Origin of the sequence: Pseudomonas imrae, from assembly GCF_046352735.2 — a bacterium.
In the GTDB taxonomy this organism is placed as follows: domain Bacteria; phylum Pseudomonadota; class Gammaproteobacteria; order Pseudomonadales; family Pseudomonadaceae; genus Aquipseudomonas; species Aquipseudomonas imrae.
In genome coordinates this window covers 4,030,418-4,046,463 of record NZ_CP110853.2, presented here as the reverse complement: position 1 = coordinate 4,046,463, position 16,046 = coordinate 4,030,418, and the positions used below count along the sequence as shown (strand labels likewise).

Genomic DNA, 16,046 nt, shown 5'->3' with positions numbered 1-16,046 from the left:
GCGTGCTCCCACATCAAGGCGGCGTCCCCGCGGATCAGGCTTGAATGCCGAGTAGGTCACGCGCCACGGCTTCGGCAATCCGGATCCCATCGACACCTGCCGACAAGATACCGCCGGCGTACCCCGCGCCTTCACCGGCCGGGAACAGTCCTTTCACGTTCAAGCTTTGCATCGAGGCGTCACGGGTGATCCGCAAGGGCGAAGACGTGCGGGTCTCGATGCCGGTCAGCACCGCGTCGTGCAACGAATAACCTTTGATTTGCTTCTCGAAGGCCGGTAGCGCTTCGCGGATAGCTTCGATGGCGAAGTCAGGCAGGGCCAGGGCCAGATCCCCCAGGGCGACGCCGGGTTTATAGGAAGGCTCTACCGTGCCGATGGTTGTAGATGGTTTGCCGGCGATGAAGTCTCCCACCAACTGCGCAGGTGCTTCGTAGTTGCTGCCGCCAAGGATGAATGCATGGGACTCCAGGCGTTCTTGCAGTTCGATCCCGGCCAGGGGGCCACCCGGGTAATCGACTTCCGGGGTGATGCCCACCACGATCCCGGAGTTGGCGTTGCGTTCGTTGCGCGAATACTGGCTCATGCCGTTGGTCACGACTCGATTCGGTTCGGAAGTGGCCGCTACCACCGTGCCGCCTGGGCACATGCAGAAGCTGTAGACCGAACGGCCGTTCTTGGCGTGGTGAACCAGCTTGTAGTCTGCGGCACCCAGTTTCGGGTGCCCGGCATATTTGCCCAGGCGTGCCGCGTCGATCAGCGATTGTGGGTGTTCGATACGAAAGCCCACCGAAAACGGCTTGGCCTCCATGTACACACCACGGCCGTGGAGCATGCGGAAGGTGTCCCGGGCGCTATGGCCGAGAGCCAGGATCACGTGCCTGGACAGGATCTGCTCTCCACCGTCGACGACAACACCGGTCAATTGACCGTCTTCGATCAACACGTCGGTCACACGCTGCTCGAAACGCACTTCACCGCCCAGGGCGATGATCTGCTGACGCATGTTTTCCACCACGCCGGTTAGGCGAAATGTGCCGATGTGCGGCTTGCTGACGTAGAGAATTTCTTCAGGCGCGCCGGCCTTGACGAATTCGTTGAGGACTTTGCGGCCGTGAAATTGTGGGTCCTTGATCTGGCTGTAGAGCTTGCCGTCGGAAAACGTCCCGGCACCGCCCTCGCCGAACTGTACGTTGGACTCGGGGTTGAGCACATTTTTGCGCCACAGGCCCCAGGTGTCCTTGGTGCGCTGGCGCACTTCGCGGCCGCGCTCCAGGATGATCGGCTTGAAGCCCATTTGTGCGAGCAATAAACCGGCAAAGATCCCACACGGCCCGAAGCCGACGACGATTGGCCGTTCGGTCAAGCCTTGTGGAGCCTGGCCCACCATTTTGTAACTGATATCGGGCGCCGGGTTGACGTTACGATCGTCGGCGAACTTCAGCAGTAAGGCCGCTTCGTCTTTGACTTGCAGGTCAACCGTGTAGATAAAGCAAAGCTGCGACGACTTTTTACGGGCGTCATAGCTGCGTTTGAACAAGGTGAAATCGAGCAGGTCATCACTGGCGATGCCAAGGCGCTGCACGATCGCAGGCCGCAGGTCTTCTTCGGGATGGTCGATGGGCAGCTTGAGTTCGGTGATTCGTAACATGACAGGATCCGGTATGCGGCGTTTGGTGAAGCCGGCGGTTTTGCAAACCGGCGATTATAAGCCCCAATGGCGGTATTCCGTCATGTTAAAACAGCACCGGTCGAATCAGTCGTCCCGAGAGCCGCCGAATGCCGCGCATCCACGTTGCACCTGGCCGTTGATCCGCAGCTCGGCGGTCATGTGTTGCAGGCTGCCGCTGACCTTATCGATGCAACGCTGCGGGGCGACCCATAATTCGATGTACTGGCCATTGGCCTCGGTGGTGAGATTGAAACGGCCATCGCCCAATTGCTCTTCCACATAGGGCACTGGCAACGGCGGCTGGCCTTCACGTTGCAATACCATGCCCTTGTTGGTGACATTCAGGGCCCAGGCAGGCTTGTGGCCATTGGCACGCAGGATCATGCGCTTGAAGTCCGGATCATCGCAGGCCGACGTCGAACGTTCGACACGGTACAGCTGCTGCAGGTCAACCTGGCCTTGAGTACCGCTGGCGACACCGGAAAACTTGCCGCGTAGATCGACGAACAGTTTATCTTGCTGACCGGCCAGGGACGCGGCTTCCTGGAGGATGCTGGTGCCGCCGGCATCGTTAACCACATAGTTTCGCTGGTCATGACAGGGCTGGAACAGCAGTTTGTCTCCCACCGCCGTCAGTTCACCCTGCATTCGGGTCAGCCCGGCGAGGGAGGGTTTGGCCGGCTCGCTGTCGAACATCTGACAGGCACTGAACAAGGGTAGCAGGACAAACAGGGCTAGCGTACGGGCAACGCGCATCATCGGGTCTCCAGGTAAGTGCCGTCACGTTACGCAGGCTGGCGGAGCATCACAACCCCGGGACACAGGTTGAAAACTGTGATCAGGCAACTTGAAGGCGAAAACAACCAAATCAGGCCTTTCCTACAGCGAGATGAGATGGGTTGTGTGAGGTTCAATTATTTTTACTTGGATGTTTGTGATGAACAAAAGGTGGTCTTTTTGCGCATTGCTGCTCATGACAACCGCCGCGTTTGCCGGGGAGCCTGTGCGGCTGGAGTTTTCGTCGGCAAACGACTTTGCCGAAGTCTCAATGACACTGAAAAACGTCGACAATCCCAACCCAGGCTACGTTCCGGTAACCGTCATATTGAGTGCCCAGGCCCGGGCCCGTGCCAAGGCCATCACGATGTTCGCATTCAAAAAACAGGTGGCTATGTACGTAGACGGTCGTTTTCTCAGTACCGCTACCGTACAGGAAGTAATGGACAGTGGCCGTATCCATTTTTCAATCCCTGCAGACCTGGCAGTGCAATGGGTGCCGCTGTACTTGAAATGAAAGGGGTGGCAGGCCGCAGGGGAATACTCATTTCTCAGCCGACATTATACGTTTGCCCAGTCTGCAAGCCTTCCACACTCTTGGCGTAGGCCAGTGCGACGTCCGCGCCGCAGACGGGCTTGAAGCCGCGGAAAAACGATGCATAGCTGTCCATGGCTTCTACCAGTACGGTCGGGCTCACCGAGTTGATACGCAAACCCCGCGGCAACTCGATGGCCGCAGCCTTGACGAACGCATCCAGCGCACCATTGACCAGTGCCGCCGAAGCGCCAGTACGGATCGGGTCGCGATTGAGGATGCCGCTGGTCAAGGTGAACGAAGCCCCGTCATTGGCGAATTCACGGCCGATCAGCAGCAGATTGACCTGGCCCATCAGTTTGTCTCGCAGGCCCAGGTCGAAATCACTGGCGTTCATGTCTGCCAGGGGCGCGAAGTTGACACTGCCAGCGGCGCAGACCAAGGCATCGAACCTACCGGTCTGCTCGAACAAATGTCGGATTGATGCGCTATCACTGATGTCGACTTGGAAGTCGCCGCTTTTGCGACCGATGCTGATTACTTCATGTCGCTGGGACAGATGTGCTTTTACCGCGGAGCCGATGGTACCGCTGGCGCCAATCAACAGGACTTTCATCGTGCCTTCCTCCAGGTGTGTAGATGAGTGGTCAGTCTAAAGTTGTTTTTCGCTGGCATAAGCGCACTAATTGGCAACCTTTGGTTTTCATATGGAAACAATCCATGAGCGAAATGGATGATCTCGCCGCATTTGCCGTGTTGGTCGAAGCTGGCAGTTTTACCCTCGCGGCCCAGCAACTGGGTTGTAGCAAGGGGCAATTGTCCAAGCGCATCAGCCAGTTGGAAAGTCGGTTTGCCGTGGTGCTGTTGCACCGAACCACCCGCCGGCTGAGCCTGACGGCCGCCGGTGCTGCGCTGTTGCCTCAGGCCCAGGCGCTAGTGGTACAAGTCGAACGGGCGCGTCAGGCATTGGCCAGGCTTAAGGACGATTTGGCCGGCCCGGTGCGTATGACGGTTCCGGTATCGTTGGGAGAAATCTTCTTCGATGGCTTATTGCTGGAGTTCTCCCGACAGTACCCGCAGGTGCAGATCGAGTTGGAGCTCAACAATAGCTATCGCGACCTGGCCCGGGACGGCTTTGACCTGGCGGTGCGTTCGCAAGTGGCCAATCATGAGCGTCTGGTGGCCAAGCCGCTGTTGGCCTGGCACGAAATGACCTGCGCCAGCCCTGCCTACCTGGAGCAATACGGCGAACCGCAGACACCTGCCGAGTTGACGACACACACGTGTTTGCTCAACAGCCATTACAGCGGCCGCGAAGAGTGGTTGTATCACCAGCAACATGAACTGCTGCGGGTGCGTGTAGGAGGGATCTTTGCGTCCAACCACTACAACCTGCTGCAAAAGGCCGCCCTGGCCGGGGCCGGTATCGCGCGGCTGCCGTCCTACATGTTGCATGCGCCGTTGGCTGATGGCAGTTTGCGTTGGCTCCTGCGCGACTATCAGACGCGCAGTATGCCGATGTATCTGGTCCATCCTTATCAGGGAGGCCTGCCGCGCCGAACCCAGGTACTGGCGGAATACCTGGTGGGCTGGTTCAAGCGCAGCGGCGAGGCTTTGGACCGGCTCTAGCGGTAGTGACGGGCAATCAGATGATCAATCGACAAGCGTCCCGGCCCTTTGCTCATCAACACCAGCAGCAGCGCGATCCAGGTGCCATGGGTGGGATAGGCATCCGGGTAGACGAACAACTGGATTACCAGCGCCATGCCCAGCAAGGCCAACGCCGAGAAGCGAGTGGCCAGTCCCAGCAGGATCAGTACCGGGAATATGTGCTCGGCAAACGTGGCCGCATAAGCGGCGGCCTCCGGCGTTAACAATGGCACATGATATTCACTGCGAAACAGCGGCAAGGTCGATGATGCCAATTGCGGTGGGTTCAATTGGAGGGTGCCGCTGATCAGGTCCACGGCAAACCCTTCAACCTTGGTCTGTCCGGACTTCCAGAACACTGCAGCGATGGAAAAACGCGCGATGAAGGCGATCAAACTATAGGGGATCTTCTCGAAGAGCTGGATGCTGCGGTGGATCAGATACCAAGGCGCGGTGTTCATGGCGTTACCTTTTGTGCGGTATGCAAGTGAGTGATGGCCCCCAGGCTGATCAGCAGCGAGAGGCATTGTTGCAGGTCAAATTCAGTGGAGACGTCCAGGCCGTAGGCCATGGCCATTTCCAGCGGCCATCCATTGGCCAGGCTGTTGATAAAAGCCACGGTGGCGCGGTCGATAGCGAATACCTTCACTTCCAGACCGTCACGCACCACCAGCGCACTTTGCGCACGCAAGGGATCGATGGCGGCGAGTGAGACGCCTGTCTGGTGCGCCGCCCACAACGCGACGATCGCGTAGGGCGAGTTCAACGTTGCCAGGGAGGGGTGCAACTGCAGGCGTATGCTCCCTATGTCCGATTGTTGTCGAAGGGTCGCGAGAATGGCGTGCTGGCCCAGGGCCGTTGCGTCGGCGGCGTGATAGGCCTGGACTCGCAAGTGTTCAAGGCGTACGACATCGGCCAGATATGGCACGCTCGCCGCAGGCGCAAAGCCTTGGACAAAGTCGGCAAAATCACCGCCGTACCGACTGATCAACCGGTTGCTTGGCGGGAACGCCTGGACGTAGAGCCCGGCCATGGCGCGAAAGAACTCATCGCCCACCAACTGCAACGTTACCGGATAACGAATGGCAAGCGCGTTGGTCAAGGCGCTGTGGACGTTATTGCGATACACCGCAAAGCGACTGGCCGGGTCAGCTCCGTTGCTGCTGAACACGCCTTCCGGGCACGCCTGCTCAAGGCGCAGCAGAGCACGAGCAAACATCGCTTGAGACGTCATGCACCGGCCTCCCGTAAATAGCGCTCGGCTTGACGCGCTTCGGCGTGCAGCACGCTGAATGCCGGTACGCGGTTGTCTCGCTCGATCAGCGTGGCCACTGGCCCGACTCGCGCCAGCACCTGCTGGTAAAGGAGCCATACGTCGTTGTCGACTGGCGCTCCGTGATCGTCAATCAGCAAGCGGTCCCCGAGACTGTCGATATCTTCGGCAAAACCTGCCAGATGAATTTCGCCCACAGCGTGCAACGGCAAGCCATTGATGTAGTCCAGGGGGTTTTGCTGGTGGTTGACGCAGGAGACGTACAGGTTGTTGACGTCCAGCAACAGCCCGCAGCCCGTACGACGGATGACTTCACTGATGAAGTACGTTTCCTTGAGGGTCGAGCACTGGAATTGCAGGTACGTAGACGGATTTTCCAGCAGCATTCTGCGTTTGAGAGTTTCTTGTACCTGGTCGACATGCGCGCATACACGCGTCAGGGTTTCGTCGTCATAGGCCAAGGGCAGCAGATCATTGAGGTACGCCAGACCGTGACTGGACCAGGCTAGGTGTTCGGAAAATACGTGGGGTTGGTAGCGCTCGATCAGCGTGGCCAAACGCGCCAGGTGTTCGCCGTCCAACGGGCCTTCGCCACCGATGGACAGCCCGACACCGTGCAGCGACAACGGGTAGTGTTCGCGAATCAGACCCAGATAGTGATGGAACGGGCCGCCGGCCACCATGTAGTTCTCGGCGTGGACCTCGAAAAAACCGATGTCGGGCCGCGTATCGAGCACTTCATGGAAGTGCTCGTGCTTGAGCCCCAACCCCGCCCGGCGGGGGAGCTCGGGCGCCTGAGTCTGGGCGGCTGTCGCTGACAAAAGCGCATGGGGGGATTGGAGTGACATCGTCAGTCCTCAGGCTTCAGGCGATTTCAGGACTTGGCAGTGAAAGCGGTTTCCTGGCCGAAACCGGTCGGCGAGGTGGTGCTTGGGATTTTCAGGCAGGTACCGGCTGGCACCAGTTTCCAGGCATTGGCCTGATCCTTGGTTTTCGAGGACCCGGCGCAGGAAGTACCCGCGCCTGCAGCGCAATCATTCTTGCCGGCTTCGGCCACGCCAAAGCATTTCTGCATGTCGTCGGCAGCGTGGGCAGTAGCGGACAGTGCGGACAGGCTCAAGGCGCAGCCCAGAACCAGGGTTGAGGCGGAAAGCGAACGGGTTTTGCTTGTCATGATGTATCTCCAGCGGTGGGTTGAGTCGGCAAGCGCGGTTGCTTGCCTACACCACTAGAGAAAGGGGGAGGGGATTCGTTACAGGCGTTGCAGAAAAAACAAAAAATGACCTGATGCGGGTGAAACCCTGTGGGAGCGAGCAAGCCCGCTCCCGCAGGTTCCGCTGTTTGTTCCGTCGCAGTATCAGCCGCCCAGGTAGGCTTCACGCACCTTTGGATCGGTCAGCAATTGTTCACCGCTGCCCTGCATAACCACACGACCATTCTCCAGCACATAGGCCCGGTCGGCGATTTTCAGTGCCTGGTTGGCATTTTGTTCCACCAGAAACACCGTCACACCGTCCTTGCGCAGCTGTTCGATGATGTCGAAGATCTGCTGGATGATGATGGGTGCCAGACCCAGAGACGGTTCGTCCAACAGCAACAGCTTGGGCTTACTCATCAATGCCCGGCCTATGGCGAGCATTTGCTGCTCGCCGCCGGACATGGTGCCGCCGCGCTGGCTGAAGCGTTCCTTGAGCCGGGGGAACAGGTGTAGCACCTTGTCCATCTGCTCCTGGTAATCGCCCTTGTCGGTAAAGAACCCGCCCATGGCCAGGTTCTCTTCCACGGTCAGGCGGGCAAATACCCTGCGACCCTCTGGTACCACCGCAATGCTCTTGCGCATGATTTCGGCGCTGTGCTGACCCACCAGCTCCTCACCCATGTAGCGGATGCTGCCGCTGTGAGCCTGGGGCGAACCGCACAGGGTCATCAGCAAGGTGGACTTGCCGGCACCATTGGCACCGATCAGCGTAACGATTTCGCCCTGGCGTACTTCGACGTTGACGTCGTGCAGCGCCTGGATCTTGCCGTAGAAAGTGGAAACGTTTTCGAATTGCAGCATTTACGCTTCCCCCAGATAGGCTTTGATCACTTCCGGATTGTCACGAATCTGCTCCGGCGTACCGTCGGCCAACGGCGTGCCCTGGTTGATCACGACGATATGGTCGGAAATGCTCATGACCAGTTTCATATCGTGTTCGATCAGCAGCACGGTGGCGTCGTTCTCTTCACGCAGCACACCAATCAGGGCCTTGAGGTCCTCGGTTTCCTTGGGGTTCAGGCCGGCGGCGGGTTCGTCGAGCATGAGGATCCGTGGACGGGTCATCATGCAGCGGGCGATTTCCAGGCGACGTTGCTGACCGTAAGCCAGGGTGCCAGCCGGGCGGTTGGCAAACTCGGTCAGGTTGACCTTATCCAGCCAATACGCGGCGTATTCCATGGCCTCGCGCTCGCTTTTGCGGAACCCCGGGGTCTTGAACAGGCCCGCGAAGAAGTTGGTGTTCAGGTGACGATGCTGGGCGATCAACAGGTTCTCGACCGCAGTCATGTCCTTGAACAGCCGTACGTTCTGGAAGGTGCGCACTACGCCCTTGCGGGCAATCTCGTGGCCAGCCAGGCCCTGGATCGGTTGGCCGTCCAGCAGGATGCTGCCGCCGCTGGGTTTGTAGAAACCGGTCAGGCAGTTGAAGACGGTGGTCTTGCCTGCGCCATTAGGGCCGATCAAGGCCACGACCTGTTTCTCTTTTACGGTCAGGGCCACGCCGTTGACTGCCAGCAGGCCCCCAAAGCGCATGCTCAGGTTTTCGACTTTCAGGATCTCGCGGCTCATTTGCGCAGCTCCATGTGTGGGCGTTGCATGGGCAGCAGGCCTTGAGGACGCCAGATCATCATCAGCACCATCATGGCGCCGAACATCAACATGCGATATTCACTGAACTCACGCATCATTTCCGGCAGCAGGATCATCACGATGGCCGCCAGGATCACGCCCAACTGCGAGCCCATGCCACCCAATACCACAATGGCGAGAATGATCGCTGACTCGATAAAGGTGAATGACTCCGGTGTCACGAGACCCTGGCGAGCGGCGAAGAAGCTGCCGGCGAAACCGGCGAATGCTGCGCCGAGGGTGAAGGCCGAGAGTTTGATCACCGTCGGATTCAGGCCCAATGCGCGACAGGCAATTTCGTCTTCACGCAGTGCTTCCCAGGCACGCCCGATGGGCATGCGCAGCAAGCGGTTGATCACGAACAGCGCCGCCAGTGCAAGCAGCAGGGCGACCAAGTAGAGGAACACCACCTTGCTGATCGGATTGTAGGCAATCCCGAAATACTCGTGGAAGGTCTGCATGCCTTCTGCGGCCCGGCGATCAAACGACAGGCCGAAGAATGTCGGCTTGGGAATACTGCTGATACCGTTGGGACCACCGGTGATATCGGTAAGGTTACGCAGGAACAGACGGATGATCTCACCGAAGCCCAGCGTCACGATTGCCAGGTAGTCACCGCGCAGGCGCAACACAGGGAAACCCAGCAGGAAGCCGAAGGTGGCCGCCATCAGGCCCGCGATGGGCAGGCAGATCCAGAAGCTCCAGCCCAGGTAGTGCGACAGCAGTGCATAGGTGTAGGCACCTACCGCATAGAAGCCCACATAACCCAGGTCCAGCAGCCCCGCGAGGCCGACCACAATGTTCAGGCCCAGGCCCAGCAACACGTAGATCAGTATCAGGGTCGCGATATCCACCGCGCCACGGGAACCGAAAAACGGCCAGATCAACGCCGCCACGATCAGGCCGATGATGATGTAGCGCTGGGTACGCGGAAGGGTCAGGAACTGGCTGACCTTGGGTGGCACCAAAGGCCCACGGTTAGCCTTGAACAAGGCTCCGACCTGCTGGGTGAACAGCACCCGCAGGAACATCAGCACCGAGCACAGGGCAATGATGGTCAGGGTGACGGGACCGGTACCATGCACTTCAAGGTGGATCCCGACGATGCTCAGCTTGAGACCGAGTACCGGAAAGGCCACGGCCCATACCAGCAGGGCGCTGAAAAACGCCGATTTAAGATATCTGCTCATACTTTCTCAACCTCCGGACGGCCCAGGATGCCGGTCGGCCGGAACAACAACACCAGAACCAAAAGACCGAATGCCACTACGTCCTTGTACTGGTCACCAAAGATATCGGCGCCAAAGGCCTCGGCCACACCCAGTACCAGCCCGCCGAGCATCGCGCCCGGAATACTGCCGATACCGCCCAATACCGCCGCGGTAAAAGCCTTGAGGCCTACCAGGAATCCAGCGTTGGGGTTGATCACGCCATACTGCATGCTCAGCAACACTGCTGCGACGGCAGCCAGGGCGGCACCGATGACGAAGGTCAGGGCGATGATGTTGTTGGTATTGATCCCCAGCAGGTTGGCCATCTTGATGTCTTCGGCACAAGCCCGGCAGGCGCGCCCCAGACGGGAGCGGGAGATAAACAGGGTCAGGCCCAGCATCGCGATCAGCGTGACCACGAAGACCAGGATCTGCATGTAGGAAATCAGGACCTCTTGCGCACCACCCGGACCGAAGGAAATGCTCCCCGGGATCAGGTTTGGAATGGATTTGTCCTTGGAATCCTGGGACAGCAAAACGGTGTTCTGCAGGAATATCGACATGCCGATGGCGGAAATCAACGGGATCAGACGGTTGCTGCCACGCAAGGGGCGGTACGCAACGCGTTCGATACTGTAGCCGTAGGCACTGGTTACGATGATCGACGCAAGGAACGCGGCCGTCATCAACAGCGGCAGGGAGTGGATACCCATCATGGCCAGCCCGGCAAGGGCGATGAAGGCCACGTAGGAGCCAATCATGTAGACCTCGCCATGGGCGAAGTTAATCATTCCAATGATGCCGTAAACCATTGTGTAGCCAATGGCTATCAAGGCATAGGTGCTGCCAATGGTCAGGCCATTAACCAGCTGTTGGAAAAAATGATAGATCTCAGGCATTACAGCGCTCCTAAAAACCCGATACGCATTTCACTGGTGGAGTCATCTTCCAGCCTGGTGCTGTGTTCTGTGACCACATTTGCACAAGACATTTGCCAGCGAACCGCTGGTGACGGTTTTAAGATTTTCAGGTGAACCAGCGCCCGGATCGCGGGTGCGTGGCCCATAAACCTCGTAAAACAAAACCCACTGCTTGCACAGTGGGCTTGTTATCCAGTAATGCCTGGCTTACTGAGGGGAAACTTCGGTTTTTGGTTTGCCGAAGTGCCATTCGTAGACCACGAACTTGAAGTCCTTCAGGTCGCCCTTGGCGTCGAAGCTCAGGTCGCCGGTCGGGGTCTTGAAGGTGCCGGCGTGGATGGCCTCGGCCACTTTAGTGGTGTCTTCGCTTTTTGCAGCAGTGATACCGCCAGCGATGATTTCAACTGCCGAGTACGCCGGGAATACGAATGGGCCGCTTGGGTCTTTGCCGTCAGCCTTGAGCGCGTCGACGATTGCCTTGTTCGCAGGGTCTGCGTCGAAGGATTTGGGCAGGGTTACCAGCAGGCCTTCGGAGGCTTTCTGGGCGATCTGCGAGATAGAGTCGTTGCCCACGCCTTCCGGACCCATGAACTTGGCCTTCAGGCCCTTTTCGCCAGACTGACGCAGGATCAAGCCCAATTCAGGGTGGTAGCCGCCGTAGTAGACGAAGTCGACGTTGGCTTGCTTGAGTTTCTGGATAATCGAGGAGAAGTCCTTGTCGCCGGCGTTCAGGCCTTCGAATACGGCGACTTTCACGCCTTTTTCTTCCAGGGTCTTCTTCACGGCAGATGCGATGCCTTCACCGTACTGTTGCTTGTCGTGCAGAACGGCGACGACCTTCGGTTTGACGTGGTCGGCGATGTAGTTGCCGGCCGCCGGGCCCTGGGCGCTGTCCAAGCCGATGGTGCGGAAGATCAGCTTGTAGCCACGATCGGTGATATCCGGGCTGGTGGCAGCCGGAGTGATCATGATCACGCCTTCGTCTTCGTAGATATCGGTTGCAGGTTGAGTGGAGCTGGAGCACAGGTGACCGACCACGAACTTGACGCCGTCGTTGACTACTTTGTTGGCGACGGCAACTGCTTGTTTAGGGTCGCAAGCGTCGTCGTATTCCTTGGCTTCGAGCATCTTGCCGTTGACGCCGCCCTTGGCGTTGATGTCCTTGATGGCTTGCTTGGCACCCATGAACTGCATGTCGCCGTACTGGGTCACAGGGCCGGTTTTAGGGCCGGCAATACCGATCTTGATGGTGTCAGCTGCGAACGAATGGCTGGCAACCCCGGCCAGGACCATAGCGGCAAACAGTTTGGAAATCTGCTTAGTAGCCTTATTCATAGTGCTCCACTCTTACTGTTGTAATTTTTATAGTTCTAGCGGCCTTGTGAGCTGCTGAACCGGATCAGATATCTCGGATATCCCCCGGCGGCGGCCTGGCAACTGTACCGGTACAGTGTAGAGCGCCGGTTCGTCGATTGAAAAGCTGGCTGCAGGGGGCAAACCTTGGGTGTGTCGCTTAAATGAAAGAAAAAGACAGAATTGCGGCGCGGTGATGCCAGAGTCTCGGGCAATCCTTGGCTTTCCTGGCGCTTTCTCTCGGGACTTCAATTGCAACCGGGTTTTTCTGCCTGGGGCTCGGCGGTATGATTGCGCCGATTTTTTCCTCAGGTGAACTCCCATGACGCAAGAACCTAGCACCCTCTATGCCAAGCTGCTTGGTGAAACCGCCGAAATTTCCTGGAAGGAGCTTGAGCCGTTCTTTGCCAAGGGTGCCCTATTGTGGGTCGACGCTAGCCAGGATTTGATCGAAGCCGCCGAAGGCATGGCCGAGGATAATCGCGATAAAGTGGCTGCCTGGTTGGCCGCGGGGACACTTGGCGAGGTCTCTGCGACGCGGGCGTTGGACCTGGTGGCGCGCGACCCGGCGTTGTGGGCAGTGGTGGTGTCGCCTTGGATTCTGATCCAGGAAAGGGCAGCACAGAAGTAAAGCGCACGAAAATAGTGCATCAAATATCGCTTTATAAGTGTGTAGCGGAGTAACTGCTGATGCGGTGATGGCATCTTGCCGTGAAGAAAGGTCACATAGGAGGGTGACGTTTGCGTCATGGGCACAGTTTTTGGGTAGATTGGAGAGTAAGAGAATTGTTTCCAGCCATTTTACGTGCGAACGCCATGCACCTCAGCGAATCGGCCTGACCACCGAGGAGGGACCATTACGCCTCTGCGCCGAGTCTTTTGCTGGCGGGGCAGGTGTGCCGTTTTGCACCGCCGATGGAGCCGGTGCAAAACGCTGATCAAGTTCGCTGATCACCGCGGCTATTTCACTGGCTGGCACCGCTGCGCTGAGTAGATATCCCTGAATGTAATCGCAGCCGTGTTGAATGAGTAAATCCAATTGTTGCTGGGTTTCGACCCCTTCGGTAATGACCTCCAAGTGCAGGGTATGGGCCATGCCAATGATTGCCTGAACGATCTCCGCATCGGTAGTGGACGTGGGAACGTCCTGAATAAACGAGCGATCGATTTTCAGGGTATTGAGGGGGAGGCGCTTGAGGTAGGCAAGGGATGAATACCCGGTTCCGAAGTCATCTATCGACAGTGAGACGCCCAGGGCACGGATCTGTCTCAGCAGCAACAGGGTGCTGCTGATGTTGCCCATCAACGCGTTTTCGGTGACTTCCAGCTCCAGGCGGCGGGGAGCTATACCACTGCTGCGCAAGGCATATTCGATTTCATCCGCCAGTTCGTCGCGGGCAAGGTTCAGGGCTGAACAGTTTACTGCCACGGCGAGTTCCCGGTGGCCCTGCTCAGTCAACCAACTCAGGTCGGCACAAGCCTGGCGTAACACCCAGTTGTCGAGCTCGGCGATCAAATCGTTGTTTTCAGCGATGCTGATAAACCGTTCTGGCGTCAGCAGGCCGTGTTCAGGATGCTGCCAGCGCACTAGGGCTTCGAGGCGGGTGACCTTGCCTTTTTGCAGATCGAGAATGGGTTGGTAATGCAGGACCAGGCCGTTTTTGACGCGCAGGGCGTTGCGTAGTTCTTCCTCCAGTTGCAGTTCGAGAAACGCTCGGGTTTTCAGATTGGAACTGAAAAAGTTCAGGTTGTTGCGCCCGGCATCCTTGGACTGATAGAGCGCCAGATCGGCAGTTTTGAGCAGTTCTTCGCTGGTCCGTCCGTCTTCGGGGAAAATGCTGATGCCAATGCTGGTGGTCATGACCATTCGCCGTCCCGCCAGCTCGATAGGTTCCTTGAGTTGCTGCATGATGCGCTGGGCCAGGTGCCGGGCCTCGTCGCGATGACGAATAGTGATCAGGATGCAGAACTCATCACCGCCGAACCGCGCCACCACATCGTCATGGCTGCGCACCGAGCTTTTGATATGGCTGGCCAGGACCTTCAACAACTCGTCGCCGGCGTCATGGCCAAGGCTGTCGTTGATCCGCTTGAAATGGTCAATATCGAGGAAGATCACAGCCAGCATGCCCTCGGTCCGGGTCTTTTCTTCCAACTTCTCGGCAAAAATCTGGTTGAAGCCACGACGATTGAGCAGGCTGGTCAAGGCGTCATAGTGGGCAACTTGTTGCAGGGATGCCCGCGCCTGATCGAGCTCACTGAGCAAAGCGTTGACCCTGCGCAGGTCTCGTTCCTTGTGCTCGAGTTTTTTCTCGGCCAGGGCAGCACTGATGCTGCTGCCAATCACCAGAAGGGTGATGACGGCTACTGAAAGGCTCAGTTGCGTTGGATCGATATCGGTGGCCAGCGATCCTGCAACGTCGGCAGGCAGCAGCAGTTTCATGGCGGCCATGCCGGTAAAATGCATGGCAATGATGGCACCGCCCAGCAACAAGCTGGTGCCATATTTGAGCAGTTGGTGGAACATCCCGCTGCCGTCACGCAGATGACGCGATAGCAGCAATGCAGCCAGGCTGGCACCTATGGCGATCACCACAGACAAGACGAACAGCCCGGTTTCGAAATACACCTGGGCTTCAGTGCGCATGGCGGACATGCCTACGTAATGCATCAGCGCAATGCCCAGCCCCATCCAGATGGATGCGACCAGATACTGGTGAAAACGCAGTTGGGCATGGCTGAGGGTTTGCATGGCGAACAAGGCAGCGATCATCGCGATCAGCAATGAGGCAAAGGTTAGGAATGTGTCGTAATGAATGGCGACGGGTGCCTGGAACGCGAGCATGCTAATGAAATGGGTCGACCAGATCCCGCCAGCCAGACAACCTGCGCCTATCCAACGCCAGCGGCGCTGGGCCGCAGGGTTATCTACATGGCTAACACGCTCGGCCATGTCCAGGGTACCAAAGCCCGCTGCACAGGCGACCAGGTAGGCCATCAGCACCAGAAAGGGGTTGTGGCTGCAATGGAGCAATAAATGCCCGCTCTTTGGAAGGTCGGTAAAAAAATGCAAACCTAGCCATTCCATAGCATGTCCCAATACAGAGTCATCTCGTGTCACTGCGCGCGGCTATGACCTATGAAATCGAGTATAGGAGGCCGGAGATGTTAGCAAAGGAATAATGGCATTTTGATTGCTTTTTTCGATGTGCCCGCTAAGCGCTGATGGGAAGATCGAGGTCGTAGACCGGCTGTTCCAGGGGCGGCAGACCGAAAGCGGCGCGTGCTGCATCGCAATCGACATTCACTTGCCCTTGGCTCCAGGACGCCTCGAACTCCCGGCAGACGCTGGAGCGCTGGTTATAAATGGTGCAACGGGTGCCCGTACCGACATCCCCTACCAGGCTACAGCAGCGTGTTGGCTTGCTATCGGTCCCGATCATCGCCACTCGGCTGGGGTTGATCTGTACGACCAGATCATCGGGCACGGTTCCTCCTGCTGAAGCGCATTCGCCCCAAAAGAAAGACACGCGAAAGTGTGAACAGCAGGCACCGCAATTCAGACACGGACTGGCATCGGACATGGCACGTCATCAATAAGAGGTAAGTAAGGGGGGGGCACTGCGCAAGGCTCGCTATTCTAATCTTGCCAATACGCTTGGGAAGGGGGGTGGGTGCTTATTTTTCTGTGGGCCGGAACCTGGGTACCCTGGATGAAATTACGGCCTATCAGCTTTACGAATCATTACAGACAATCAGGGCGCGGCTGAC

17 protein-coding genes are annotated in these 16,046 nt (G+C 58.0%); 3 read left to right on the top strand and 14 right to left on the bottom strand.

Annotated features, from left to right (window positions below; genetic code table 11):
* Nucleotides 1-34 precede the first annotated feature (34 nt).
* Together OQ460_RS18370 and OQ460_RS18365 are read right to left on the bottom strand one after the other, a co-directional pair.
* On the bottom strand, nucleotides 35-1,648 hold the full coding sequence (locus OQ460_RS18370) for an NAD(P)/FAD-dependent oxidoreductase (RefSeq protein ID WP_410018807.1): 1,614 nt from the start codon (nucleotides 1,646-1,648) through the stop codon (nucleotides 35-37).
* A gap of 105 nt (nucleotides 1,649-1,753) precedes the next feature.
* Complete coding sequence (locus OQ460_RS18365; protein WP_410022048.1) at nucleotides 1,754-2,425, bottom strand: COG3650 family protein; 672 nt, start codon at nucleotides 2,423-2,425, stop codon at nucleotides 1,754-1,756.
* A 181-nt stretch (nucleotides 2,426-2,606) separates the two neighbouring features.
* Between OQ460_RS18365 and OQ460_RS18360 the strand changes: the two genes are divergently transcribed.
* Nucleotides 2,607-2,963 carry a hypothetical protein gene (locus OQ460_RS18360; protein WP_410018806.1) on the top strand — a complete coding sequence of 119 codons (357 nt, stop codon included), beginning with the start codon at nucleotides 2,607-2,609 and terminating at the stop codon, nucleotides 2,961-2,963.
* Nucleotides 2,964-2,997: 34 nt separating this feature from the next.
* Here the strand turns inward: OQ460_RS18360 and OQ460_RS18355 are convergent, their stop codons facing one another.
* Nucleotides 2,998-3,597: a short chain dehydrogenase gene (locus OQ460_RS18355; RefSeq protein WP_410018805.1), complete on the bottom strand. Its 600-nt coding sequence runs from the start codon at nucleotides 3,595-3,597 to the stop codon at nucleotides 2,998-3,000.
* Nucleotides 3,598-3,701: 104 nt separating this feature from the next.
* On the opposite strand from OQ460_RS18355, the gene OQ460_RS18350 reads away from it, so the two are divergent.
* Nucleotides 3,702-4,610, top strand: coding sequence for a LysR family transcriptional regulator (locus OQ460_RS18350; protein WP_410018804.1), 909 nt, complete (start codon nucleotides 3,702-3,704; stop codon nucleotides 4,608-4,610).
* Here OQ460_RS18350 and OQ460_RS18345 read toward each other — a convergent pair.
* The 9 genes from OQ460_RS18345 to OQ460_RS18305 all read right to left on the bottom strand — a co-directional run bounded on the left by OQ460_RS18345 (nucleotide 4,607) and on the right by OQ460_RS18305 (nucleotide 12,257).
* The gene (locus tag OQ460_RS18345) at nucleotides 4,607-5,092 is read right to left on the bottom strand and encodes a DoxX family protein (RefSeq protein ID WP_410018803.1); all 486 of its coding nucleotides are present in this window, start codon (nucleotides 5,090-5,092) and stop codon (nucleotides 4,607-4,609) included. The two genes, OQ460_RS18350 and OQ460_RS18345, sit on opposite strands and share 4 nt — an antisense overlap.
* The gene (locus OQ460_RS18340) at nucleotides 5,089-5,865 is read right to left on the bottom strand and encodes a putative DNA-binding domain-containing protein (RefSeq protein WP_410018802.1); all 777 of its coding nucleotides are present in this window, start codon (nucleotides 5,863-5,865) and stop codon (nucleotides 5,089-5,091) included. The genes OQ460_RS18345 and OQ460_RS18340 overlap by 4 nt, the downstream gene beginning before the upstream one ends.
* A complete protein-coding gene (locus tag OQ460_RS18335) occupies nucleotides 5,862-6,752 on the bottom strand; it encodes a DUF692 domain-containing protein (RefSeq protein ID WP_410018801.1) in 891 nt (296 codons plus the stop codon). Before OQ460_RS18335 ends, OQ460_RS18340 begins: the two co-directional genes overlap by 4 nt.
* Nucleotides 6,753-6,778: 26 nt before the next feature.
* Nucleotides 6,779-7,078 (bottom strand): DUF2282 domain-containing protein, encoded by a 300-nt coding sequence (locus tag OQ460_RS18330; RefSeq protein WP_410018800.1) that lies wholly within the window; start codon nucleotides 7,076-7,078, stop codon nucleotides 6,779-6,781.
* Between the two features lie 183 nt (nucleotides 7,079-7,261).
* The gene (locus OQ460_RS18325; RefSeq protein ID WP_308934968.1) at nucleotides 7,262-7,963 is read right to left on the bottom strand and encodes an ABC transporter ATP-binding protein; all 702 of its coding nucleotides are present in this window, start codon (nucleotides 7,961-7,963) and stop codon (nucleotides 7,262-7,264) included.
* Complete coding sequence (gene livG, locus OQ460_RS18320; RefSeq protein WP_410018799.1) at nucleotides 7,964-8,731, bottom strand: high-affinity branched-chain amino acid ABC transporter ATP-binding protein LivG; 768 nt, start codon at nucleotides 8,729-8,731, stop codon at nucleotides 7,964-7,966.
* Nucleotides 8,728-9,981 (bottom strand): high-affinity branched-chain amino acid ABC transporter permease LivM, encoded by a 1,254-nt coding sequence (locus OQ460_RS18315; protein WP_410018798.1) that lies wholly within the window; start codon nucleotides 9,979-9,981, stop codon nucleotides 8,728-8,730. The genes livG and OQ460_RS18315 overlap by 4 nt, the downstream gene beginning before the upstream one ends.
* On the bottom strand, nucleotides 9,978-10,901 hold the full coding sequence (gene livH, locus OQ460_RS18310) for a high-affinity branched-chain amino acid ABC transporter permease LivH (protein ID WP_410018797.1): 924 nt from the start codon (nucleotides 10,899-10,901) through the stop codon (nucleotides 9,978-9,980). The genes OQ460_RS18315 and livH overlap by 4 nt, the downstream gene beginning before the upstream one ends.
* 228 nt (nucleotides 10,902-11,129) lie before the next feature.
* Nucleotides 11,130-12,257 (bottom strand): branched-chain amino acid ABC transporter substrate-binding protein, encoded by a 1,128-nt coding sequence (locus tag OQ460_RS18305; protein ID WP_410018796.1) that lies wholly within the window; start codon nucleotides 12,255-12,257, stop codon nucleotides 11,130-11,132.
* 340 nt (nucleotides 12,258-12,597) lie between these two features.
* On the opposite strand from OQ460_RS18305, the gene OQ460_RS18300 reads away from it, so the two are divergent.
* Entirely contained in the window at nucleotides 12,598-12,906 is a 309-nt protein-coding gene (locus OQ460_RS18300; protein WP_410018795.1) for a DUF2288 domain-containing protein, read from the top strand.
* A 192-nt stretch (nucleotides 12,907-13,098) separates the two neighbouring features.
* Here OQ460_RS18300 and OQ460_RS18295 read toward each other — a convergent pair whose 3' ends face one another.
* Together OQ460_RS18295 and OQ460_RS18290 are read right to left on the bottom strand one after the other, a co-directional pair.
* A complete protein-coding gene (locus OQ460_RS18295) occupies nucleotides 13,099-15,363 on the bottom strand; it encodes a putative bifunctional diguanylate cyclase/phosphodiesterase (RefSeq protein ID WP_410018794.1) in 2,265 nt (754 codons plus the stop codon).
* Between the two features lie 127 nt (nucleotides 15,364-15,490).
* Nucleotides 15,491-15,859, bottom strand: a complete 369-nt coding sequence (locus OQ460_RS18290; RefSeq protein ID WP_410018793.1) for a YkgJ family cysteine cluster protein — start codon at nucleotides 15,857-15,859, stop codon at nucleotides 15,491-15,493.
* Nucleotides 15,860-16,046: the final 187 nt, after the last annotated feature.